Genomic DNA, 21,408 nt, shown 5'->3' on the forward strand with positions numbered 1-21,408 from the left:
CTAAATTCCTGCAAGTTTCGACAACATTTTTTCAAAAGCTTGAATGAAATGCTGGCGATCTTCTTCACTAAATGCCTTTGGGCCTTTAGTATGACAGCCTGACCGTCGCTCTTTTGCAGAAACATAGCGAAAGAAAAGCACCGTATTCATTTCGTCGTCATTATAGTACTTTCCACGAGGAGACAGTGCGTAAACCCCTCGACTTACTAACATGCTTGCTAAGCCAGTATCTTGAGTTACGACAATATCCTGCTTGACTGCGTGATTTAAAATATATAAATCTGCGGCTTCCTTTTCTGCATCCACATAGACCCATTTTCCTGGTGTAGGATTTGTTTGCATGTGAGCATAGGAAGCAACAAACACAAGATCGATGTCATATGTATGTGTAAGTTCAACGATTTCTGCTTTAACAGGGCATGCATCAGCATCGACAAAAACTTTACTTTTTCTTTTGCTATAACTCTGTATTCTACATCCCTCCAGAGATTCCTTCTAACAATTTGTTATTTCCTGTAGATGGCATTTGTCGAATACTTTTTTCGATTCTGACTTGACTTTTATATAAATAGTTTATTCGTTCTTAACAAAGTCTAAACCTAAAACTATTCTTTTTTATCACAATTTTTTATTATAATATAAACAACCTATATTTTCTATACCAAAGTCACTTGTTTTTAAAAGTTCTGTCATATTCATCTTTGGGATATTTTCTTAGGCTTACAGCATACAAACATAAGAAAGCAATCTCCTTTCTGTCACGCACAGAGGAGATCTATCGTTTATTTCTTTTTGATGGTATTGAGAATGATACCTGCTGTTTCTTCTACGGCTCTGTTGGATACGTCCACCACTTCACAGCCAATCTTATCTACAATCCCTTGGAAAAATTCAAGTTCTTCTTTAATACGGCCAATATTAGCATAAATTGCTTTATCATTTAGCCCAAGAGACTTTAAACGCTCTTTACGAATATCGTTTAGTTTTTCAGGACTAATAGTAAGCCCTATACACTTCTCAGGTGATACGTGAAACAGCTCTTCTGGTGGATCAACCTCAGGTACAATCGGAACATTGGCTACTTTCAAACGCTTGTGTGCTAAAAATTGAGAAAGAGGTGTTTTAGATGTTCTTGATACACCGATTAATACGATATCCGCTCTAAGAATGCCTCTCGGATCACGCCCATCATCATATTTTACTGCAAATTCAATCGCTTCTACTTTCTTAAAATAATCTTCGTCTAATTTTCTAGCCATTCCTGGCTCATAGCGAGGAGAAAGTTGATAAGAAGATTGAATTTTATCAATTAAAGGTCCAATAATATCAAATACCTCTACCCCATTCTTGGACGCTTCTTGAATTAAAAATTCTCTCATTTCAGGCTTTACTAGCGTAAAACCAATAATAGCGTTGTTCATCTTCGCTACTGAAACCACTTCTGAAAGTGTTGCGATGTCCTCTACGTAAGGTACTCTTTTAATTACAAAGTCCGTCATATTGAACTGACTTGATGCAGCCTTTACAACTAGTTCAGCTGTCTCACCTACAGAATCCGAAATGACATAAAGACATGGGTTGTTCATATTTTGTGCATCCCCTTTTTAATCCTTTTTCACTTATAATACTTCATCATTTGCTAATGCTACTAGTAATTTTGTAATATTTGTTTTGGTAATGCGTCCCACCACTTCAAAATTGCCGTCTCCCTCTTTAATAACGGGCATAGCATCAATCTGTTTTTCAATTAAGATCTTAGCAATATCAATCAACAAATCTTCGCGATAGCAATATGTAATGTTGGGCATTCTCGTCATGATAATATGAACAGGAATAGATGTGAGCTCTTGCTTTCCGATACTCGCGCGCAATAAATCTTTACGCGACAGTACTCCCACTAGCTGGGATTTCTCATCCACTACAAAAAGGGTCCCCACGTCTTCTAGAAACATTGTACAAATAGCATCATATACCGACACATTTTCGTTCACGACTACCGGGATAGACTGATATTCTTGCACCTGTATTTTTTTTATTTTATCTGTAAGAAGCTGTGCTCCTGTTTTACCTGTGTAAAAGTAACCTACGCGCGGTCGCGCTTCTAAATAACCGGCCATTGTTAAAATAGCCAAGTCCGGTCTTAGCGTTGCCCTCGTAAGGCTAAGCTGATCTGCAATATGCTCACCTGTAATAGGGCCTTCGTCTTTGACAATTTGCAAAATTTGTTCTTGTCGTTTGTTCAGTTCGATTGTACTCACCACCTAATCATTAAATGTGACATACTATTTATAAAACATTATATACTTTTTAAGCAAAAGTAAAAGCTATAACTTATTAATTTTAGCATTTTATCTTTTTAGAATGCCGTTTATTTTACCACGGCTTCTCAAAAAAAGCAGGCATTACGCTTACAATAAGCGAAACTACCCCTTCGCTCCACAGTAAAAAGGGTGTCCCCTACACACTACGAGGCACCCTAGCGACAGCAATTCCTTGCATATCACTGATTATCTTTTCTACTTCTCATCAGAGAGCGATTGTTTTAAAGACTCCATCTGATTCAAAAACCGCTTTGTTTTTAAAAACAATCCTGAATATTCTTCGTAATATTGATCAATTACGAACTTTAATTGTTTTTTTGTTTCGGGCTTAACAGAAATAGAACCTAACCGCTTTAAATCAATGTAATAAAATAGCCTTAATAGTTTAACCGTCATCGGACTAATTTTCAAATGATAAGGATCTTTTTCTAAGCATCGATGACAAATAAACCCACCTTCTCGAATGGAAAAATGAAAAGTTCCTTCACCTTGGTGGCAGACTGCACATTCATTTAATGTAGGATGAAGACCTAGAACGTTTAACATTTTCATTTCATAAATAAATGTTAAGATCTCTGCATCATACTCTTCGTTCATATAATGAATGGTTTGGTGCAGCAGTTCAAATAGAAATGGATTTGGCTTATTGTTCTCAGTAGCTTTATCCGTTAATTCAAGAATATAAGAAGCATACGCTGTTGTGAAGATATCTTCGCGTATGCTTCTCATAGATGAGATAACTTCTCCTTGATGGAGAGTACCCATTCCTGAACCTGCTTGTATAAAAAAGTATCCATACGTAAATAATTGTGTGACGGAAGCTAAGCGACTACTGGGCTTTTTTGCCCCTCTTGCCATGAGACCCACTTTTCCGAGTTCACGTGAATAAATGGTGACAATTTTATTTGATTCACCGTAATCATTCGTTCGAATCACAATTCCTTCACACTTTTTAAACAATCATCATCACCGCCATCTTACAGAAGGCTAAGACAAGGGAGAATTGAGACTTTCGCTGTTGTCCTCATATGTTTCGGGTCTTTCTTTCACTTCATTTTCAAGTTCCTTAAAAATGAGATAAGTATCAATGCTACCTGTTTGTGAAAAAATGTTCCAAGTAAAATTCAACATAGAACTCCCACCTTTCTAACCATAAAGATCAGATACATATTTCAATTCCTTATGTTTAGAATAGCCTTCCGACGTAAAATCATGTAACACAATTTTTTACAAATTACCTTCTTTTATGAAGGGATATAAATCGACGCAAACAAGAACTCAAATGATTAATATTCGTCTTCTCTAAATCCAAAGTCACGGAGATGCGACGCTCGGTTTCGCCAATCTTTTTGCACTTTTACCCATAGTTCTAAAAATACTTTTGAACCTAAAAGGGCTTCAATGTCTGCTCTTGCTTTTCTTCCTACCTCTTTTAACATCTTTCCTTGCTTTCCAATTACGATGCCTTTTTGTGAATCTCTTTCGACGATAATTGTAGCGCCTACGTAAACCGAACCATTATCTCGTCTTTGCATAGAATCCATCACAACGGCAATAGAATGAGGTATTTCTTCCCTCGTTGCATGCAGTACTTTTTCACGAATTAATTCCGTAATAATAAAGCGCTCCGGGTGATCAGTTACTTGATCTGCCGGATAATATTGCGGACCTTCCGGCAATCGCTGCTTAATTTGATCAAGCAAACGCTCCACGTTATTTCCTTGTAAAGCTGAAATTGGCACAATTTCAGCAAAAGGATATAAGTCTTTATAATTCGTGATAATTGAAAACAATTCGTCTGGATGAATTTCATCAATTTTATTAATCACAAGGAAAACAGGCGTTTTTGTGTCCTTTAAACGCTCGATAATAAATTCATCGCCTCGACCTAAGCCTTCTGTTGCGTTAATCATAAATAAAATTAAATCTACTTCTTTAAGCGTATTTTGCGCTACCTTCATCATAAAGTCGCCTAATTTATGCTTTGGTTTATGAATTCCTGGTGTATCAATAAACACAATCTGCGCCTGATCTTCCGTGTACACACCCTGAATTTTATTTCTAGTTGTTTGCGGTTTGTCACTCATAATCGCGATCTTTTGACCAATTACTCGGTTCAAAAAAGTTGATTTCCCTACGTTTGGTCTTCCAATAATTGAAACAAAACCTGACTTAAATTCATTATTACTCATGTAAATCCTCCGATGAAAATGCTCCTGGAAGTAATTCTTCCACAGTTAATTCTTGTATATCATTTTTTAAATTGGTTAATATAACTTTCATTTCTTTTGGACAAAGCTCAGAGATTACTTGTCTGCATGCTCCACACGGAGAAACAGGACGATCAGTATCAGCTACTACAGCAAGTGCTGCATACTCTTTATCTCCTTCTGAATAGGCTTTAAATAAAGCCGTACGCTCAGCGCAATTGCACATGCTATAAGCTGCATTTTCAATATTGCAGCCGCGATAAACCTTTCCATCCTTCGTCAATAAAGCTGCACCAACTTTAAATTTTGAATACGGTACATAAGCCATTTCACGAGCTTTTTTCGCCTCATCAATCAGTCCGGTCTTATCCATTTATCCGCTCTCCTTTTGCGCTTCTACATGTCTTTTAACTTGTCCTTTTTTATTATACCACGGGGGTGTAAAGAACCAAAAAGAATCCTTTTTAAAACAAATACTTTAAGAAAATAATTCCTCCTATAAGGACAGCAAAACACGCATAGACCAACACCGCGGCTGCGGCTGCATCTTTTGCGTGTTTTGCTAGTATGTGGTATTCAGGAGAAACTAAATCGACAACTTTTTCAACTGCTGTATTCATTAACTCCAAGCTGAACATGCCTGCAATCAGAAGCAGCACAACCGTCCATTCACCAGCTGTAATTGACAGCACGGCGCCTAAGAAAAGGACGATGAAAGAAGCTGCTACGTGAATTTGCATATTTCTCTGTGTTTTACAAACATAAATAAACCCTTCTATTGCATAGCCAAAGCTACTGACAACTTTAGCTATCCCCTTTTTATCGCGAGAGTCCATATTGTTCTAAAATATCTTTTTGACGTGTAAACATCTCTTTTTCATCTTCTGATGTTTCATGGTCATATCCAAGCAAGTGCAAGAAACCGTGAACCGTTAAGAATCCTAGCTCCCTCATAAACGAGTGATTGTATTCTTCTGCTTGCTCATGAGCTTTTGGAATCGAAATGACAATGTCCCCTAGGACTCTTGGCATCTCATCTCCGATAATTTGCATTTCATCTTCGCCCATTTCTTCTAGCGCAAACGATATTACATCCGTTGGCTGATTTTTATGGCGATATTGATGATTGATTTCTTGAATTCGATCATTATCCACAAATGTAACGGACACTTCTGCATCCTCTTGCAGATTTTCATATATAGCAGCGGCTTCAAGCAGCTTTTCAAGCTCTTTTTGCTGTTCTTCACTTACTTCGTTTGTTTCATCAATAAAATCAATAACTAAACTCATACCTTCACCTTCTCTTTTTTTATCTCTGGATATTCGATTCGGGAATGAAAAATCCCATTTAAAGTTTCACATAGTGCTTGACGAATTAACTCTAGCTCTTTGAGCGTTACGTTACACTCGCTAAGCTGCTCATCCTGCAAGCGATCTTTAATAATATTTCGCACCAAGTTCTCAATTTTTTCCGGAGTGGGATTGGACATTGACCTTACGGCTGCTTCTACACTATCAGCTATGCAAATAACCGCTGCTTCTTTAGACTGAGGCTTTGGTCCAGGATAGCGATATTCTTTTTCATCAATTTTTTCTTCTGTTTGTTCAAGTGCCTTATGATAGAAAAACTTAAGAAGAGTTGTTCCGTGATGCTGCTCTGCAATATCTACAATCTCTTTTGGAAACTTGTGATTCCGCAAAATGGTAGCTCCATCTGTAGCATGTGCGATTATAATATTTTTACTAGTCTTCGGACTTAGTTTATCATGCGGATTAGTAATATTCATTTGATTTTCAATAAAATACTGCGGTCGCTTCGTTTTACCAATATCGTGGTAATAAGCCCCGACTCTCGCTAATAAACCGTTAGCTCCTATTGTTTCGCACGCCGCTTCAGATAAGTTTGCCACCATTACGCTGTGATGATATGTTCCAGGTGTTTCGGTTAAGATTTTGCGTAATAGCGGATGAGTAGGACTCGATAATTCAATCAGCTTCATCGTAGATAAAATGCCAAATCCACTTTCAAAAAACGGAAGCAAACCTATAGTTAAAACGGAAGCAATAACACCAGATGCAATTGACATCATGCTGTAATAGCCAAGCTCTACAGTGCCGATTTGGCCATTTTTAATAAAAATAATAGCAAAGCTGATAATTACGTTTACCATAGCTACAAATAGACCTGCCTGCAAAATCCGTGAACGTCTGTGCTGCCTGCTTAAAAATAAAATAGCAGCAATATTGCTAATTAAAAAGTAGATCCCAATGTTCATATTAAACGAGGTTGTCAATTCACCATTAAAAATAATGCTTCCACAAATAGCAAATACAATGCTTGATAAAATAGCAATGCGTTCATCCATTAAAATTCGAATCAGCAAACCTCCCACCGCAACAGGAGCTAAGAAACCAATTTCTGATAAATCAATTTGCTGAAACAAGCTTAAAATTTTCATGAGGCCAATCGTAATGGTTGCTACCAATACATACAACAGCAAGGGCTGATATGTCTTGGTGTGAAATTCACGCAAATAGTAAATGAGGCCCGCTATCATCATTACAATCAGCAAAGCTAACCCCGCAAAAGGCTGAATAGATCCTTTATTATTCAACAATCCCGCGAGCTGGAGCTGACGATATATATCAGGATTAATAAGCTGATTTTCTTCTACAATAATCTGGCCTTGTTTGATTCGGACAGGCTCCACTTTTTCCACAGCTGCTTGACGGTTTTCAGCTGTTTTTTGTGGATCATAAATCACATTTGGAATGATAGCGAATTTAGCAATTGCATTCATCGAATCCTTTAGAGAATTGCTGACATTGGTGTAAACAAGCTGACTTTCTACTTGATCTTTTTTCTCTTCTACATCGCTAATCTTCACTTGATCTTTCATCACATGATGAACGGCCGTGACTACAGCATCTTTCGCAATCGATAAATCACTGTTAGAAGACTGAAGCAGCTGCTTAATGGTATCTTTTGGCAAGTTTTTTTGAATGTCTTCAGGAAGCTTGTCCTCTAGCATTTTTTGTTTGGTTTTTAATACAGCATCGATACTGTCATCTTCATGATCTTCTTTTTCATATTCTGTATTAACTTCCATCATCGCATCAAAAATAGATGCAACAAGATCGACTTGGTTCTGTGCGTATTCTGTTTTTTGTGTATACACATCTTCAACGGCTTGTTCTGCCTCTGCCCGTTTTTTCTCTGTGCTCTCTTTATCTTCAATGGTAACGGGTGAGTAAATGGTTTGCGGGGAAATAGATAGTAATCTGAGATCTAATTCCTGCGGCTTTACATTGCTATACATAGACGCAAACATCATTACACCTAACAAGGCATATAACCCAATTTGAATTAACCGTAATCGCTCGATCTGTGCCATTGTTTGCTTGATTATCCGAAACGTTGACACAAACGTACCCCCTTTTACAAAAAATAGACCCTATTAAGAAAGGGTCTTTTGGTCAGCTTGTTCGTACGCTTGAACGATGCGTCCCACAAGTGGATGGCGCACAACATCTGACTGTTCTAGATGAATAAACGAAATACCTTTAACATTGGTCAGGATTTTCGAGACAGCCGCTAGACCAGACTGAGCTCCTTTTGGTAAATCAATTTGTGAAATATCTCCTGTAATCACCATTTTAGACCCAAATCCTAGTCGTGTTAAAAACATCTTCATTTGCGCCATCGTGGTGTTTTGCGCTTCGTCTAAGATAACAAACGCATCATCTAGTGTACGACCTCGCATATAAGCAAGGGGTGCTATTTCAATAACTCCGCGTTCGATTAGGCGTTGCGTATGTTCTGTTCCTAATACATCATGTAATGCATCGTACAGAGGCCGCAAGTACGGATCTACTTTTTCTTTCAGATCTCCTGGCAAGAAGCCAAGACTTTCACCTGCTTCAACAGCAGGACGTGTTAAAATAATACGCTGCACGTGACCATTTTTAAGAGCATTAACGGCCATGACAACGGCTAAATACGTTTTACCAGTACCAGCAGGCCCAATTCCAAATACCAAATCATTTTTCTTAATAGCCGAAATGTATTGACTTTGTCCTAATGTCTTAACACGAATAGTCTTACCTTTTACATTTTTACCAATCTCTTCTTCATATACATCTTCAAAAAACTCGAGAGAATTTTTCTTAGCTAATTGAATCGCATACACAACATCTCGTTCAGATATGGAAATATTTTTTCGGATAATGTTCAGTAACTTTTTAAGCATTTCTTCCACTAGCTGAACATTTTCTGTACTTCCGGAGACTACAACAGTCTCACCTCTTGAAATGATAGAGACCTGCATTTCTTCTTCAATTCGCTTTAAATTCGCATCTTGTACGCCAAATAATGAAATGGCTTCGTTTGAATCATCAAGTTGTACGTTAATTGTTACTAGCTGTTCTGACATTCATCAATCTCCTTGAATAATTGGTTGAGTGTTCGCAATATTTTCTATAACTTGGTAATGTATTGATAATCTAACTTTACCATTGTCCTGTTCTTGGTGCAAAACTTTTTCACCTTTTATTTTAGCATCCTCACCTAAAGTTGATAGTAATTTTTTTCGACCGATTTCCAAAGCTTTTTCCACCGCCTCTTGTTTAGAATAGACGCGCTGCGAGTTCTGTTCTTCTCGTACAGCAACTTTCTCATACGACAGAGGTAACTTCCATTTAAAAAAATAGAGTGGATGCTCCACTTTTTCTGTCACCTTTGAACCGTATTTTTCTTTGTCAAAAGCCCAAAGAGGCATTTTAAAAGCTTGAAAATCTAAATAGTGCTTCGTATATCCATTACCCGTTAACACCTGAAAATCAGTTTTTAAAGGCACTTCCACCTCAGACTTATACCATGTTTCACCGTAGACTTTCCCTTTAGCAGCTACTACTTTTTTATTTTTTTCGTTTCCAATAATACCGGAAACTAAGACCTCGCCTTCATTGACAAAATCATTAACCTTGACTAAAGGTTGTCCTTTTTCGACAAACAAATTCGTAATAATGGCTTTCTTTTTAGCAATTAAATGTTGGTAAGGTGTTTTTTGCTGAGGCTTGGGCTCATTTTTTTCAACCACTTGGAAGTGATAAGAAGTGCCGCGCACTTCTACTCCCACCCAGGTAATATTGTTCATATTATCCGTTAAATAGCGCTGGATTTTTTCAGGACTCTCTAACAGAAATTGAAACTCTCCTCTTTTTACACCTATTTTGGCGAGTTGCTTAGTCATTTGATGTTCTGTTTGTGGTTCTGCACCGCTAATTTCCACTTTCCACACCATGTTGGAAAGCAAACCAAGAATAATAAAAAAAGAAAGAAAACCTAAAGCAAATCCACTATTTTTGATCACTCGTTTTGTTAAAAAAGGAAAACCCCTGCCTCTTATAAAGTAAATTTTACAATCTGCGTTGCGAATTAGTATACGAATTTTCTTTACATCTTTCAATAATATTGTTGCTGTCGCTAGCTGACCGTCAACTTTATGGACATTCGAAATCATAATTTGTTGTCTCACACAATTATTTAAGAAACGTTCAATTCCTTTTCCAACAATTCGAATACGTACGGTACCAATAACAAAGTTTGTCCATCCATTCTTCATTTTTTTCCTCCTTGTGTTATTGTTCTAAATAAAGAACTTGATTGATTTTACCTTCTAAAACCAGTTCTTCTGGCAGTATTACTTTAATGACCAGTCCTTCACCTCGAATTAACATTTGTCCCTGTTTTAGTAACACGCGTATTTCAGTATCAGAAAAGGCTAATAAACCTTTATGGTTTTCAATATAAATGTGTATTTGTCCAACTAACGTAATACGGGGAAGATCCATTAATACATCAGCGGGTAGTTCCATTGTTTTTGTCATCCATCTTTTCATTTGGTGTCTCCACTTTTTGCTCATAAAAAGAACCCCCTTTCATCTCATGTTTATGAGAAAGGGGGTTAATGTATCACATCTATTTATCGTTTATATTTACGTTGTTTCGATTTTGGCGGCCCTAGAATTTCGGACCATACCACTCCTTGAACAGCTTCTTTACGAGAAATGGGCTTGAAAACGTTTTTCTCACCTGTGATTTTTGGTTTGTCAACCGTGATTTTCTTTTGAATAGACGGTTCATGATACGAACGATTTTTTAGCTCTTCCAATTTTTCTTGCAAAGGATTTGTTTCTGCTGATGGAACAGTTTCCGGCTCCATACGAGCTGTTTTTGGCTCTTCTTTGACAGGTCGATATCTAGGTCTTTCCCGCCTTGAAGGATTGTTTACAGGAGGCATAGGAGCTCTTTTAGAACGCTGCTGTTCTTCCTCTTTTGACTGAGCCATAAAACGCTGCACAACGTTAAAAATAATCCCTCCAATGATGACAAAAATGAAAGCATTATTAATAATTAGTTTAATAAGCGTTTCAACGATATTCATTAGGAGAAAACCTCCTTGTTAAGCTGATTCATTATTTCTCATCGTCTTCTTTAGACATTTTTCCAATTGAATCACGCATATCCGTATCAGCAGTCAAGTTTTGAATGTTCATATAATCCATGACGCCAATATTTCCAGAGCGCAGTGCTTCTGCCATCGCTAACGGTACTTCTGCTTCTGCTTCTACTACTTTTGCACGCATTTCTTCTACTTTTGCACGCATTTCTTGTTCTTGAGCAACGGCCATAGCACGACGTTCTTCGGCTTTTGCTTGTGCAATATTTTTATCTGCTTCCGCTTGGTCTGTTTGAAGAACTGCCCCAATATTTTTACCAATATCGATGTCAGCAATATCAATGGATAAGATTTCAAACGCTGTTCCTGAATCCAACCCTTTTCCTAACACCGTTTGAGAAATCATATCGGGATTTTCCAATACTTTTTTGTGATCTTTTTGCGAACCGATTGTAGAAACAATCCCCTCGCCAACACGGGCAATAATCGTTTCTTCTCCTGCTCCCCCTACTAGTCGATCAATGTTTGCACGAACAGTAATTCGAGCTTTTGCTTTGACTTCGATTCCATCCATAGCCACCCCTGCAATAAAAGGTGTTTCAATAACTTTTGGATTAACGCTCATTTGTACAGCTTCTAGCACATCACGGCCCGCTAAGTCGATAGCTGCTCCGCGCTCAAATGTTAACTCAATATTTGCTCGGTGCGCTGCAATCAGCGCGTTTACCACGCGGTCAACGTTACCGCCTGCTAAATAGTGGCTTTCTAATTGATTAATGGTAATACCTAAACCTGCTTTACTTGCTTTAATTAACGGGTTCACAACGCGAGATGGTATCACTCGACGAAGTCTCATTCCGACCAGTGTGAAAATACTAATACGAACGCCTGCTGCTAATGCTGAAATCCATAGCATAATCGGTACAAAAGTGAAAAAAACAGCTAAAGCAATAATTGCTAGACCAATAACTACAAAAAACAATACGCTACCTACTTCCATTAATTAAGGTCCTCCTTTTTCAAAGGCTCTGTAAGCTTCCGCACCACAACCCTTGATCCCTCTACTTTTATAATATTTACTAACACATCTTTGTCTAAATATCCGCCTTCAGTGACTACATCCACATACTCTTCATCGATGAGCACGGTACCTGAAGGACGAAGCGGTGTTGTTGTTTTACCTTGTTTTCCTATTAATTCATAACGATTTTGATTCGACACGTAGCCAGATTCGGTATTAAGTGAATCATTAAGCACCATTTTTTTGAAAGGTGTAAGCTTTCTTTTAAAAAATTTCATCATCACAAACGCACCTCCCAGTGCCACCACTATTGCAATTACAAGAGAAATTCCCATTTCGACATTATTATCTGTTGACATAAAAAAACTTAAAATGATAGCTCCAAGCCCTAGTAGTCCTAAAACTCCGCCTGGTACTACAATCTCTAACAGAAGCAATATAATTCCTGCTATAAATAAAACGAGCGCTTCCATGCCAGCTAATCCTGCTACCATATGACCATAGAAAAATAAAAGAAGTGAAGCTATTCCAATAGAACCCGCAATACCAAATGAAGGCGTAAACAATTCAATTACAATTCCTAAAGCACCAATGGATAATAAAATGGGAACAACAAGTGGATGGGTAAGAAAACGAGCAATTTGTTCACTTACACTCATTTTCGCATACGTCAGTTTAGCATCTTCATAGCCAAGTACGCTTAGGAGATCGTCTAAATTTTTCACAGTCCCTTCTGAATAACCAACTTGCTCGGCTTGCTTCGGAGTGAGCGTCAGCAATTCGTTTCCTTTTAAGTTGAGCTCAGGTATTACCATCTTGGTATTTGCCATCGCTTCTGCATATTTAGGGTTTCGGTTATTTTGCTCTGCTGCACTCTTCATAGCCGATAACCAGTAGGACTGAGCTTTTTTTCCTGCGGCATTTCCCTGTTGGTCAATCACAGCTGCCGATCCCATTGTAGAACCGGGTGTCATATAAATTTGATCGGCGTTAAGTGCAATATACGCTCCGGCTGATAATGCTTTTTTATCGACAAAAGCAGCGGTAGGAATAGGTGTTGAGGTTAAGCTTTTAGCTATTTCAGAAGCTGCATCTACAGCTCCTCCAGGAGTATCTATGTCCAATATAATCAAATCTGCACCGTCATTTTCCGCATCTTCAATGGATCTGTTTAGAAAAGAAAGCAGTCCATTTTCTACCGTTTTATTTACAGGAATAACGTGTACACCCTTCACGTCAGCGGTGCTAATAGTGGGGAATAACCCAGTGGCTAAGATAAGAAAGCACACGAAAGAAAATAAGGTTTTCACCGAATACACTTCCCTCCTTCCATAGATAGTATGAGCATGTATCTGTATATACGAATAACTTTAACAATAGTTTCAAATTTTTTAAAATTTATCTATTTTATTCTTTGCACAAGAAAAACAAAACATACGTTCGATTGTTATCCATATAAAAAACACCTTACACAAGGTAAGGTGTTTTTTATGATAAGTGTTGAAGGACAAGCTTATTAACAAGAGAGCCATCCGCTTTGCCTTTTACTTTCGGCATAAGCGCTCCCATAACTTTCCCCATATCAGCTTTAGAGGAAGACTGCGTTTCTTCAATCGTCGTTTTAATAATTTCAGATAACTCTTCTTCAGTTAGCTGTTTAGGAGCGTAAACTTCTAAAACCGCTAATTCAGAATGAATTTTATCAACAAGATCTTGACGACCTGCTTTCTCAAATTCATGGAGGGAGTCTTTACGTTGTTTGAATTCGCGAGAAATAACCGTCAACTCGTCTGCTTCAGTTAGGTCGGTTCCTAACTTAATGGCTTCGTTTTGAAGAGATGCTTTGACCATACGAATGACCCCAAGCTTCTCTTTCTCTTTGTTTTTCATCGCTTGTTTCATATCACTATTTAAACGCTCGAGAAGACTCATAAATCCACCCTCTTATTAGAACTTGCGTTTTCTAGCAGCTTCAGATTTCTTCTTACGCTTTACGCTAGGCTTTTCATAGAATTCGCGCTTTCTTGCTTCTTGTAACGTACCAGTTTTTGAAACTGAACGTTTGAAGCGACGAAGAGCATCTTCAAGCGATTCGTTTTTACGAACAACTGTTCTTGACATTCTAATTCCCTCCCTCCGAACAAAACCACTAACATCATAATGAAATGACATGTTAGACATGTCTTTTGCAATTATAATATAATGATTCCTTAAGGTCAACCGCTTTACATAAAGTAATGCAGTTATTCCTCCTTTATTTTATGAACTTTCTTGATAAAACATTACTCGTTCAGCTTTTTTACACGTATGAAAAAAGCTGCATATACACGCAGCTTTCCAATAAGTGTTATGAGCTCATTTTCACCTGATCTTGAAGATGAACCTCATCTAGCACGCGAACAAACTCACCTTCATTATAAGGATATCCAGCTTTTGAAATTTTCACTTTTACAAGCTTTCCAACCATTTCTTCAGACGCTTTAAACACAACCTTTAAGTAGTTATCAGTATATCCTACATATAAACCACTTTCAGGATCTTCTTTATATTTTTCTTCCGGAATTACTTCTAGTACTTCTCCTTCAAACGTTGAAGCATATTCTTTTGCCAATTGATTTGAAAGTTCGATTAAACGATGCACACGTTGATTTTTTACTTCTTCATCAATTTGGTCGGTCATACGAGCCGCTGGCGTACCTGTACGTTTAGAATACGGGAATACATGAAGCTCTGAAAAACCGTGCTCTTTAATAAAGTTATACGTCTCCATAAACTCTTCTTCTGTTTCACCTGGGAAGCCAACAATAACATCTGATGTAATCGCTAATCCAGGAAGAGCTTCTTTCAGACGGTTTAAGCGCTCACCAAAGAACTCCATTGTATACTTACGACGCATGCGCTTCAATACCGTATTTGAACCTGATTGAAGAGGAATATGCAAATGACGTACAACCATTTCTGATTGATCTAGTACCTCAATCACTTCGTCCGTAATTTGACTTGCTTCAATTGACGAAATACGAATGCGTTTTAATCCTTTTACTTGAGACTCTAAATCACGAAGAAGCTGGGCAAGATTGTAATCTTTCATGTCTTCTCCGTATCCGCCAGTGTGAATACCTGTTAACACGATTTCTTTATAGCCCGCATCCACTAGCTGCTGTGCTTGTGCTACTACTTCTTTAGGATCACGAGATCGCATTAAACCGCGCGCCCATGGAATAATACAGAATGTACAGAAGTTGTTACAGCCTTCTTGAATCTTTAACGAAGCACGCGTACGGTCTGTAAAAGCCGGTACATCTAGCTCTTCATATACGCGTGTTTTCATAATGTTTCCTACGCCGTTAATCGGCTGACGCTCTTTTTTAAATTGTTCAATATAATCAAGCATCTTAACGCGATCTTGTGTACCTACTACGATATCAACACCAGGAATGGCCATAATTTCAGCTGGCGAAGTTTGAGCATAACACCCAGTTACACAAATAACCGCATCTGGATTTTTCCGCACAGCTCTGCGAATAACTTGACGGCTTTTTTTATCTCCTGTATTTGTTACCGTACATGTATTAATTACATATACATCGGCAGTTTGTTCATATTCAACACGCTCATAGCCTTGGCCTTTGAACAATTGCCAAATTGCTTCTGTTTCATAGTGATTTACTTTACACCCTAGCGTGTGAAAAGCAACTGTTGACATAATCGTCACCTCATTAACTCAGTTTGATAAGATATAGCAGACAGCGCATATAAAGGAGCTGTTTCTGCTCGTAAAATTCGCGGACCAAATCCGCTTATTGTAAATTCATTTTCTTCTAATACTTCTACTTCCTGCTCGGTCAAACCACCCTCGGGGCCTACAACCACAAGCACGGAATGGCCGGGTTTTAAAGCCGAAAGAACAGCGTGCAGATGAGATGTTTCTCCTTGCTTTGCTCTTTCTTCATAGGCTACAACTTTATGAGTATAGTCACCGCTAATTTCTACTAGTTTTTTAAAAGAAATTGGGGCTTCTACTGCTGGTACAATCGTACGATGAGATTGTTCTGCAGCCTCTTTAGCAATCTTGTTCCAGCGATCTACTTTTTTTTGACTCTTTTTATCATCCCATTTAACAACTGAACGAGCCGCAATAAAAGGGATAAACTTATACGCCCCAAGTTCTGTCCCTTTTTGGATAATAAGCTCGAGCTTATCCCCTTTAGGCAGACCGTTCACAATTGTAACATGGACTGGAAGCTCTTTTTCTTCGCTTATCCATTCTATAATAGATGCTTTCACTTCGTTAGCGGAAATTTTTTCAATTTCACACAAAGCAGCTTGCCCCTGTTCATTACAGGCAATAAACTGTGATCCTTCATTCATTCTCATGACGCGTGAGATATGATGGGCATCATCTTGTGTCACTATGACACTTTGCTCTTGAAATTGATCATTTGGCAGAAAATAACGTTGCATCTTGACACCTTCTCACTTGTTAAGCTTGTTTTTGCGCAATAATTGCTACCCAGTCTTCCATAAGCGTTACTTCTTGAATAACAAAGCCCGCTCCCGTTAACGCTTTTTTGACATCTTCTTTTTTCGCACTAATAATACCTGATGTAATGAACATGCCTCCTGGCTTTAATACTTTTGCAGCATCGTCTACAAAACGAACGATTACTTCAGCTAGAATATTCGCCACAACAATGTCAACCGGTCCTTCTATACCTTGCAATAAGTTGTTTTGACCTACTGTTACGACGTTCCCAACTTGATTCAATTCAATATTTTCGCGAGCAGAACGTACGGCTACTTCATCAAGGTCTAGAGCTTGTACATTACTTGCTCCTAACAGAGCCGCGCCAATGCTTAGCACTCCTGAACCTGTACCCACGTCAATAACAGTATTTCCTGCTTTCACTGTTCTTTCCAATGCTTGAAGAGACATAACCGTTGTTGGATGCGTACCTGTCCCAAAAGCCATTCCGGGATCAAGCTCGATAATCAATTCATCTGTGCTTACTTTTTCATAGTTTTCCCAAGTTGGTACAATCGTAAAACGCTCTGAAATTTTCACCGGATGGTAATATTTTTTCCAAGCAGTGGCCCACTCTTCCTCGTTCACTTCACTGATCGTAACTTTGTTAGCTCCTAAATCAAAGTCGTAAACAAGCAGTCCATTAATTTCTTTTTTGATACCATCCACAGTTTCTGCTAAAAAGCTGTTAACTGGAAGATATGCTTTAATCACTACACCTTCTTCTGGGTAGTCTTCTACGTTTAAATCGTAGATTTCACCAAAAGTTGTATCTCTGTCCTTCACTAAATCAGCAGGATCTTCAATGACTACCCCGCTAGCTCCTGATTCATGTAAAATATGAGAGATGGGTTCAATTGCTTCTTGCGCTGTATGAATACAAATTTCAGACCATTTCATTGCTACCAACTTCATCCTTTCTGCCTTCAGTAATATAGGATTTTAAATATGAACATGACAGATGACAGGTTGGCAAAGTACCTTTACCAACCTGTCTCTGTTTACTATGAAAGACAATTATTCTCCTTTAATTGCTCGTTTTACTTTTGCAAAAAAGGAATCATGCTGCTCATCAACGGCTTCTTGACCGCTCAGTTCAGCGAACTCACGCAATAATTGTTTTTGTTTTTCTGATATTTTTGTTGGAGTTACAACTCGAACGTGAATATGCTGATCTCCTTGACCATATCCTCGTACGTTTGCCACACCTTTTCCTTTTAAACGGAATTTCGTTCCCGTTTGTGTACCAGCAGGAATCTTCAGCTTCACCTTGCCGTGTAGAGTTGGTACTTCTACTTCATCACCTAGCGCTGCCTGAGCAAACGTTAAAGGCATTTCGCAGTAGATATCGTCTCCATCACGTTCAAAGAATTCATGAGTGCGCACGTGGAACACTACGTATAAATCTCCCGGAGGACCACCATTTACCCCTGGTTCTCCTTGAGCACTTACGCGCAGCTGTTGACCATCATCTACACCAGCTGGAATTTTAACATTAATCTTACGTCGTTTTGTTACTTTACCGTCACCGTGGCACGTTGCACATTTGTCTTTAATGATTTTTCCCGTACCATTACAATGATGACACGCACGTCGATTTACCACGCGGCCAAACGGCGTGTTTTGTTCAACGTTTAACTGACCTGAACCATTACAGTGCGAACATGTATCGACTTTTGTTCCAGGTTTTGCACCTGAACCGTGACATGTTTCACACGTTTCTTCACGTGGAATTTCAATTGTTGTTTCTTTTCCGAAAACAGCTTCTTCAAAAGAAAGTGTCATCGTGTATTGTAAATCGGCACCTTGTCTCGGAGCATTAGGGTCACGTCTGCGACCACCACCACCAAAGATCGAGCTGAAAATATCTTCAAAGCCGAAGCCACCAAAGTCTGAGCCGCCTCCACCAAAGCCGCCAAAGCCTTGATTTGGATCAGTATGACCAAATTGATCGTATTGTGCTTTTTTTTGGTCATCACTCAATACTTCATATGCTTCTTTTACTTCTTTAAATTTGTCAGCAGCATCTTCCGCTTTGTTAATATCTGGATGATATTGTTTGGAAAGCTTGCGGTATGCTTTTTTTATTTCATCTTTTGTAGCGCTCTTACTGATACCGAGTACTTCATAGTAATCTCGCTTACTCATCAATACTCACTCCCGAATCGTTTCACATAAACGTAATTGTATCATTATTAATAATTCCATAGCAACATAAAAGTTACTTTCTATTGCTCCCGTACACGCAGAGAGCCACGTGAAAAACTTTCCCTTTCGCTTTTCCACGTTAAAAAAGTCAAAGCCAAGAAATAAGCTTGACTTTGACTTTTTAAAAAGATGTGAATCGCACCATGGCGTCATTCACGTTAGTCGTCAAGATGCATTATTTTTTGTCGTCGTTTACTTCTTCAAACTCTGCATCTACAACATCATCATTTTGAGCGCCTTGTTCACCTGCTTGCTGAGCTTGTTGAGCTTGCTCATACAATTTTACAGTTAACGCTTGAACGATTTCTTGAAGTTCATCTTTTTTCGCTTTGATTTCTTCAAGGTCATTCTTTTCAATCGCTGCTTTTAAAGCATCTTTTGCTTCGTTAGCTTTTGTTACTTCAGCTTCTTCTACTTTTCCTTCAAGATCTTTTAGTGTTTTTTCAGTTGTAAACACTAATTGATCTGCTTCATTGCGTAGTTCCACTTCTTCTTTACGTTGCTTATCAGCATCTGCGTTTTCTTCCGCTTCTTTTACCATGCGGTCGATTTCGTCATCTGATAAACCTGTTGAAGATTTAATTGTAATAGCTTGCTCTTTGTTTGTGCCTAAATCTTTTGCACGAACGTTTACGATACCGTTTTTGTCAATATCGAATGACACTTCGATTTGAGGTACTCCGCGTGGTGCAGGTGGAATATCAGTTAACTGGAAACGACCTAGCGTTTTGTTGTCTGCAGACATTGGACGCTCACCTTGAAGAACATGAATATCTACAGCCGTTTGGCTATCTGCAGCCGTTGAGAATACTTGTGATTTACTTGTTGGAATCGTCGTATTACGCTCAATTAGCTTTGTAAATACGCCACCCATTGTTTCGATACCTAGTGATAAAGGCGTTACGTCTAGTAATACAACGTCTTTTACATCACCCGTTAATACGCCACCTTGAATTGCTGCACCAAGTGCAACTACTTCATCAGGGTTTACACCTTTGTGAGGATCTTGACCAGTTTCTTTTTTGATCGCATCTTGTACCGCTGGGATACGAGTTGAACCACCAACTAAGATTACTTTATCAAGTTCGCTTGCAGAAAGGCCTGCATCTTTTAAAGCTTGACGCACAGGAGCCATTGTACGTTCTACAAGGCCTGCTGATAACTCGTCAAATTTAGCACGTGATAAAGATACCTCTAAGTGAAGAGGGCCAGCTTCTCCAGCAGTGATAAATGGTAAAGAAATTTGTGTAGATGTTACGCCTGATAAATCTTTTTTCGCTTTTTCAGCCGCATCTTTTAAACGTTGAAGCGCCATTTTATCTTTGCTTAAATCAACGCCGTTTTCTTTTTTGAATTCAGCGACTAAATAGTCGATGATTACTTGGTCAAAGTCGTCACCACCAAGGCGGTTGTCACCTGCAGTTGCGCGAACTTCAAATACGCCGTCGCCAAGTTCTAGAATAGATACGTCAAACGTACCGCCACCAAGGTCATAAACTAAAACTGTTTGATCTTCATCTGTTTTTTCTAATCCGTACGCAAGTGCTGCTGCAGTAGGCTCGTTAATAATACGCTCTACTTCTAAACCAGCAATTTTACCAGCATCTTTTGTTGCTTGACGCTCAGCATCATTAAAGTAAGCCGGAACTGTGATAACAGCTTTTGTTACAGGCTCACCTAAATACTCTTCAGCATAACCTTTTAAATGTTGAAGAATGATAGCTGACATTTCTTGAGGCGTGTATTGCTTGCCTTCAGCTTCCACCTTATGGTCTGTACCCATATGACGTTTAACTGAAATAATTGTGTTAGGGTTTGTAATAGCTTGACGTTTCGCTACTTCCCCAACTTGACGCTCACCGTTTTTGAATGCCACAACTGATGGCGTTGTACGGTTTCCTTCTGGATTTGGAATTACTTTTGGTTCGCCGCCTTCTAATACAGCGACACAAGAGTTAGTTGTACCTAAATCGATACCAATGATCTTACTCATTGACAATGACCTCCTTCATAATATGTAGTGTTATTGATTCACTTTAACCATCGCAGGGCGGATGATTTTATCTTTTAATTTGTAACCTTTTTGAAGCTCTTCTACTACCGTGTTCGGTTCGTATTCATCGTCTTCTACTTGCATCACTGCTTGATGCTCGTATGGATCGAATGTTTTCCCGACTGATTCAATTGCTTCAACACCTTCTTTTTGAAGTGCCTCTACTAATTGGCGGTATACCATTTCTACACCTTGCAGCACGGATTTAGTTTGTTCGTCCGCTGTGTTAACTTGTAATGCACGTTCAAAGTTATCAAGTGCTGGTAAAATATCCGAAACTAATGATTGAGCACGGTATTTTTGAGCAGCTTCTGCATCGAGACGTGAACGACGACGGAAATTATCGAAATCAGCTTGTAGACGTAAGTAGCGATTCTCTTCTTCTTCAAGCTGTTGCTTTAATTGATCATTTTCTTGTTGAAGAGGGTTTACTTCCTCAGACGCTTCAGCTTCAGTTGCTTCAGCAGAGTTTGTTTGAACTTCTTCAACCACTTCTTCGTTTTGTTCTTCTACTTGCTTTTCGTTTGACAATTCATTCACCTCCCTTAAATGTTTACACACATTTTCACATTTTAAACAACGTTTTTTATTTTATCACAGGGAAAGGAT

The 21,408-nt window shown here is 38.5% G+C and carries 24 protein-coding genes; all 24 read right to left on the reverse strand.

Features of this window, described 5'->3' with window-relative positions; genetic code table 11:
• Positions 1–471 carry a YaiI/YqxD family protein gene (locus AC3WJG_RS06740; RefSeq protein ID WP_102812652.1) on the reverse strand — a complete coding sequence of 157 codons (471 nt, stop codon included), beginning with the start codon at positions 469–471 and terminating at the stop codon, positions 1–3.
• 311 nt (positions 472–782) lie between these two features.
• Positions 783–1,586, reverse strand: a complete 804-nt coding sequence (locus AC3WJG_RS06745; RefSeq protein WP_013059222.1) for a pyruvate, water dikinase regulatory protein — start codon at positions 1,584–1,586, stop codon at positions 783–785.
• A gap of 33 nt (positions 1,587–1,619) precedes the next feature.
• On the reverse strand, positions 1,620–2,258 hold the full coding sequence (gene ccpN / locus AC3WJG_RS06750; protein ID WP_025750542.1) for a transcriptional regulator CcpN: 639 nt from the start codon (positions 2,256–2,258) through the stop codon (positions 1,620–1,622).
• A gap of 258 nt (positions 2,259–2,516) precedes the next feature.
• Positions 2,517–3,281, reverse strand: coding sequence for a DNA repair protein RecO (gene recO / locus AC3WJG_RS06755; RefSeq protein WP_013059224.1), 765 nt, complete (start codon positions 3,279–3,281; stop codon positions 2,517–2,519).
• A 27-nt stretch (positions 3,282–3,308) separates the two neighbouring features.
• Positions 3,309–3,452, reverse strand: a complete 144-nt coding sequence (locus AC3WJG_RS06760) for a YqzL family protein (protein WP_014458193.1) — start codon at positions 3,450–3,452, stop codon at positions 3,309–3,311.
• A gap of 155 nt (positions 3,453–3,607) precedes the next feature.
• A complete protein-coding gene (gene era / locus AC3WJG_RS06765; protein ID WP_337133913.1) occupies positions 3,608–4,513 on the reverse strand; it encodes a GTPase Era in 906 nt (301 codons plus the stop codon).
• The gene (locus AC3WJG_RS06770; protein ID WP_013059226.1) at positions 4,506–4,904 is read right to left on the reverse strand and encodes a cytidine deaminase; all 399 of its coding nucleotides are present in this window, start codon (positions 4,902–4,904) and stop codon (positions 4,506–4,508) included. Before AC3WJG_RS06770 ends, era begins: the two co-directional genes overlap by 8 nt.
• 91 nt (positions 4,905–4,995) lie before the next feature.
• Positions 4,996–5,367, reverse strand: a complete 372-nt coding sequence (locus AC3WJG_RS06775) for a diacylglycerol kinase family protein (RefSeq protein ID WP_025750543.1) — start codon at positions 5,365–5,367, stop codon at positions 4,996–4,998.
• Entirely contained in the window at positions 5,351–5,821 is a 471-nt protein-coding gene (gene ybeY, locus AC3WJG_RS06780; RefSeq protein ID WP_025750544.1) for an rRNA maturation RNase YbeY, read from the reverse strand. The genes AC3WJG_RS06775 and ybeY overlap by 17 nt, the downstream gene beginning before the upstream one ends.
• Entirely contained in the window at positions 5,818–7,926 is a 2,109-nt protein-coding gene (locus AC3WJG_RS06785) for an HD family phosphohydrolase (RefSeq protein ID WP_028410625.1), read from the reverse strand. Before AC3WJG_RS06785 ends, ybeY begins: the two co-directional genes overlap by 4 nt.
• Before the next feature lie 63 nt (positions 7,927–7,989).
• Complete coding sequence (locus AC3WJG_RS06790) at positions 7,990–8,964, reverse strand: PhoH family protein (RefSeq protein WP_028410624.1); 975 nt, start codon at positions 8,962–8,964, stop codon at positions 7,990–7,992.
• Positions 8,965–8,967: 3 nt separating this feature from the next.
• On the reverse strand, positions 8,968–10,155 hold the full coding sequence (gene yqfD / locus AC3WJG_RS06795; protein ID WP_102812653.1) for a sporulation protein YqfD: 1,188 nt from the start codon (positions 10,153–10,155) through the stop codon (positions 8,968–8,970).
• A gap of 16 nt (positions 10,156–10,171) precedes the next feature.
• Complete coding sequence (gene yqfC / locus AC3WJG_RS06800; RefSeq protein WP_013059232.1) at positions 10,172–10,456, reverse strand: sporulation protein YqfC; 285 nt, start codon at positions 10,454–10,456, stop codon at positions 10,172–10,174.
• 59 nt (positions 10,457–10,515) lie between these two features.
• The gene (locus AC3WJG_RS06805; RefSeq protein WP_102812654.1) at positions 10,516–10,977 is read right to left on the reverse strand and encodes a YqfB family membrane protein; all 462 of its coding nucleotides are present in this window, start codon (positions 10,975–10,977) and stop codon (positions 10,516–10,518) included.
• 31 nt (positions 10,978–11,008) lie between these two features.
• Complete coding sequence (gene floA / locus AC3WJG_RS06810; RefSeq protein ID WP_013059234.1) at positions 11,009–11,992, reverse strand: flotillin-like protein FloA; 984 nt, start codon at positions 11,990–11,992, stop codon at positions 11,009–11,011.
• Complete coding sequence (locus AC3WJG_RS06815; protein WP_102812655.1) at positions 11,992–13,323, reverse strand: NfeD family protein; 1,332 nt, start codon at positions 13,321–13,323, stop codon at positions 11,992–11,994. The genes floA and AC3WJG_RS06815 overlap by 1 nt, the downstream gene beginning before the upstream one ends.
• Before the next feature lie 178 nt (positions 13,324–13,501).
• Positions 13,502–13,945 (reverse strand): GatB/YqeY domain-containing protein, encoded by a 444-nt coding sequence (locus tag AC3WJG_RS06820; RefSeq protein WP_013059236.1) that lies wholly within the window; start codon positions 13,943–13,945, stop codon positions 13,502–13,504.
• Between the two features lie 15 nt (positions 13,946–13,960).
• Complete coding sequence (rpsU, locus tag AC3WJG_RS06825) at positions 13,961–14,134, reverse strand: 30S ribosomal protein S21 (protein ID WP_013059237.1); 174 nt, start codon at positions 14,132–14,134, stop codon at positions 13,961–13,963.
• A 226-nt stretch (positions 14,135–14,360) separates the two neighbouring features.
• Positions 14,361–15,719 (reverse strand): tRNA (N(6)-L-threonylcarbamoyladenosine(37)-C(2))-methylthiotransferase MtaB, encoded by a 1,359-nt coding sequence (gene mtaB, locus AC3WJG_RS06830; protein WP_025750549.1) that lies wholly within the window; start codon positions 15,717–15,719, stop codon positions 14,361–14,363.
• A gap of 5 nt (positions 15,720–15,724) precedes the next feature.
• Positions 15,725–16,477 carry a 16S rRNA (uracil(1498)-N(3))-methyltransferase gene (locus tag AC3WJG_RS06835; protein WP_102812656.1) on the reverse strand — a complete coding sequence of 251 codons (753 nt, stop codon included), beginning with the start codon at positions 16,475–16,477 and terminating at the stop codon, positions 15,725–15,727.
• A 19-nt stretch (positions 16,478–16,496) separates the two neighbouring features.
• Positions 16,497–17,438 carry a 50S ribosomal protein L11 methyltransferase gene (prmA, locus tag AC3WJG_RS06840; RefSeq protein WP_028410618.1) on the reverse strand — a complete coding sequence of 314 codons (942 nt, stop codon included), beginning with the start codon at positions 17,436–17,438 and terminating at the stop codon, positions 16,497–16,499.
• Between the two features lie 117 nt (positions 17,439–17,555).
• Positions 17,556–18,686, reverse strand: coding sequence for a molecular chaperone DnaJ (gene dnaJ, locus AC3WJG_RS06845; RefSeq protein ID WP_013059241.1), 1,131 nt, complete (start codon positions 18,684–18,686; stop codon positions 17,556–17,558).
• 235 nt (positions 18,687–18,921) lie between these two features.
• Positions 18,922–20,739 (reverse strand): molecular chaperone DnaK, encoded by a 1,818-nt coding sequence (gene dnaK, locus AC3WJG_RS06850; protein WP_013059242.1) that lies wholly within the window; start codon positions 20,737–20,739, stop codon positions 18,922–18,924.
• A gap of 30 nt (positions 20,740–20,769) precedes the next feature.
• Positions 20,770–21,330 carry a nucleotide exchange factor GrpE gene (grpE, locus tag AC3WJG_RS06855; RefSeq protein ID WP_028410617.1) on the reverse strand — a complete coding sequence of 187 codons (561 nt, stop codon included), beginning with the start codon at positions 21,328–21,330 and terminating at the stop codon, positions 20,770–20,772.
• Positions 21,331–21,408 lie beyond the last annotated feature (78 nt).

The sequence above is a fragment of the Priestia sp. FW507-14D1A genome, from assembly GCF_058781295.1.

Excerpts from the sequence above, each read along its gene's own strand:
- AC3WJG_RS06745 (WP_013059222.1), bottom strand. The coding sequence starts at position 1,586 with ATGAACAACCCATGTCTTTATGTCATTTCGGATTCTGTAGGTGAGACA.
- AC3WJG_RS06760 (WP_014458193.1), bottom strand. The coding sequence starts at position 3,452 with ATGTTGAATTTTACTTGGAACATTTTTTCACAAACAGGTAGCATTGAT.
- era (WP_337133913.1), bottom strand. The coding sequence starts at position 4,513 with ATGAGTAATAATGAATTTAAGTCAGGTTTTGTTTCAATTATTGGAAGA.
- AC3WJG_RS06770 (WP_013059226.1), bottom strand. The coding sequence starts at position 4,904 with ATGGATAAGACCGGACTGATTGATGAGGCGAAAAAAGCTCGTGAAATG.
- AC3WJG_RS06775 (WP_025750543.1), bottom strand. The coding sequence starts at position 5,367 with ATGGACTCTCGCGATAAAAAGGGGATAGCTAAAGTTGTCAGTAGCTTT.
- ybeY (WP_025750544.1), bottom strand. The coding sequence starts at position 5,821 with ATGAGTTTAGTTATTGATTTTATTGATGAAACAAACGAAGTAAGTGAA.
- AC3WJG_RS06785 (WP_028410625.1), bottom strand. The coding sequence starts at position 7,926 with ATGGCACAGATCGAGCGATTACGGTTAATTCAAATTGGGTTATATGCC.
- AC3WJG_RS06790 (WP_028410624.1), bottom strand. The coding sequence starts at position 8,964 with ATGTCAGAACAGCTAGTAACAATTAACGTACAACTTGATGATTCAAAC.
- yqfD (WP_102812653.1), bottom strand. The coding sequence starts at position 10,155 with ATGAAGAATGGATGGACAAACTTTGTTATTGGTACCGTACGTATTCGA.
- yqfC (WP_013059232.1), bottom strand. The coding sequence starts at position 10,456 with ATGAGCAAAAAGTGGAGACACCAAATGAAAAGATGGATGACAAAAACA.
- AC3WJG_RS06805 (WP_102812654.1), bottom strand. The coding sequence starts at position 10,977 with ATGAATATCGTTGAAACGCTTATTAAACTAATTATTAATAATGCTTTC.
- floA (WP_013059234.1), bottom strand. The coding sequence starts at position 11,992 with ATGGAAGTAGGTAGCGTATTGTTTTTTGTAGTTATTGGTCTAGCAATT.
- AC3WJG_RS06820 (WP_013059236.1), bottom strand. The coding sequence starts at position 13,945 with ATGAGTCTTCTCGAGCGTTTAAATAGTGATATGAAACAAGCGATGAAA.
- rpsU (WP_013059237.1), bottom strand. The coding sequence starts at position 14,134 with ATGTCAAGAACAGTTGTTCGTAAAAACGAATCGCTTGAAGATGCTCTT.
- mtaB (WP_025750549.1), bottom strand. The coding sequence starts at position 15,719 with ATGTCAACAGTTGCTTTTCACACGCTAGGGTGTAAAGTAAATCACTAT.
- AC3WJG_RS06835 (WP_102812656.1), bottom strand. The coding sequence starts at position 16,477 with ATGCAACGTTATTTTCTGCCAAATGATCAATTTCAAGAGCAAAGTGTC.
- prmA (WP_028410618.1), bottom strand. The coding sequence starts at position 17,438 with ATGAAATGGTCTGAAATTTGTATTCATACAGCGCAAGAAGCAATTGAA.
- dnaJ (WP_013059241.1), bottom strand. The coding sequence starts at position 18,686 with ATGAGTAAGCGAGATTACTATGAAGTACTCGGTATCAGTAAGAGCGCT.
- dnaK (WP_013059242.1), bottom strand. The coding sequence starts at position 20,739 with ATGAGTAAGATCATTGGTATCGATTTAGGTACAACTAACTCTTGTGTC.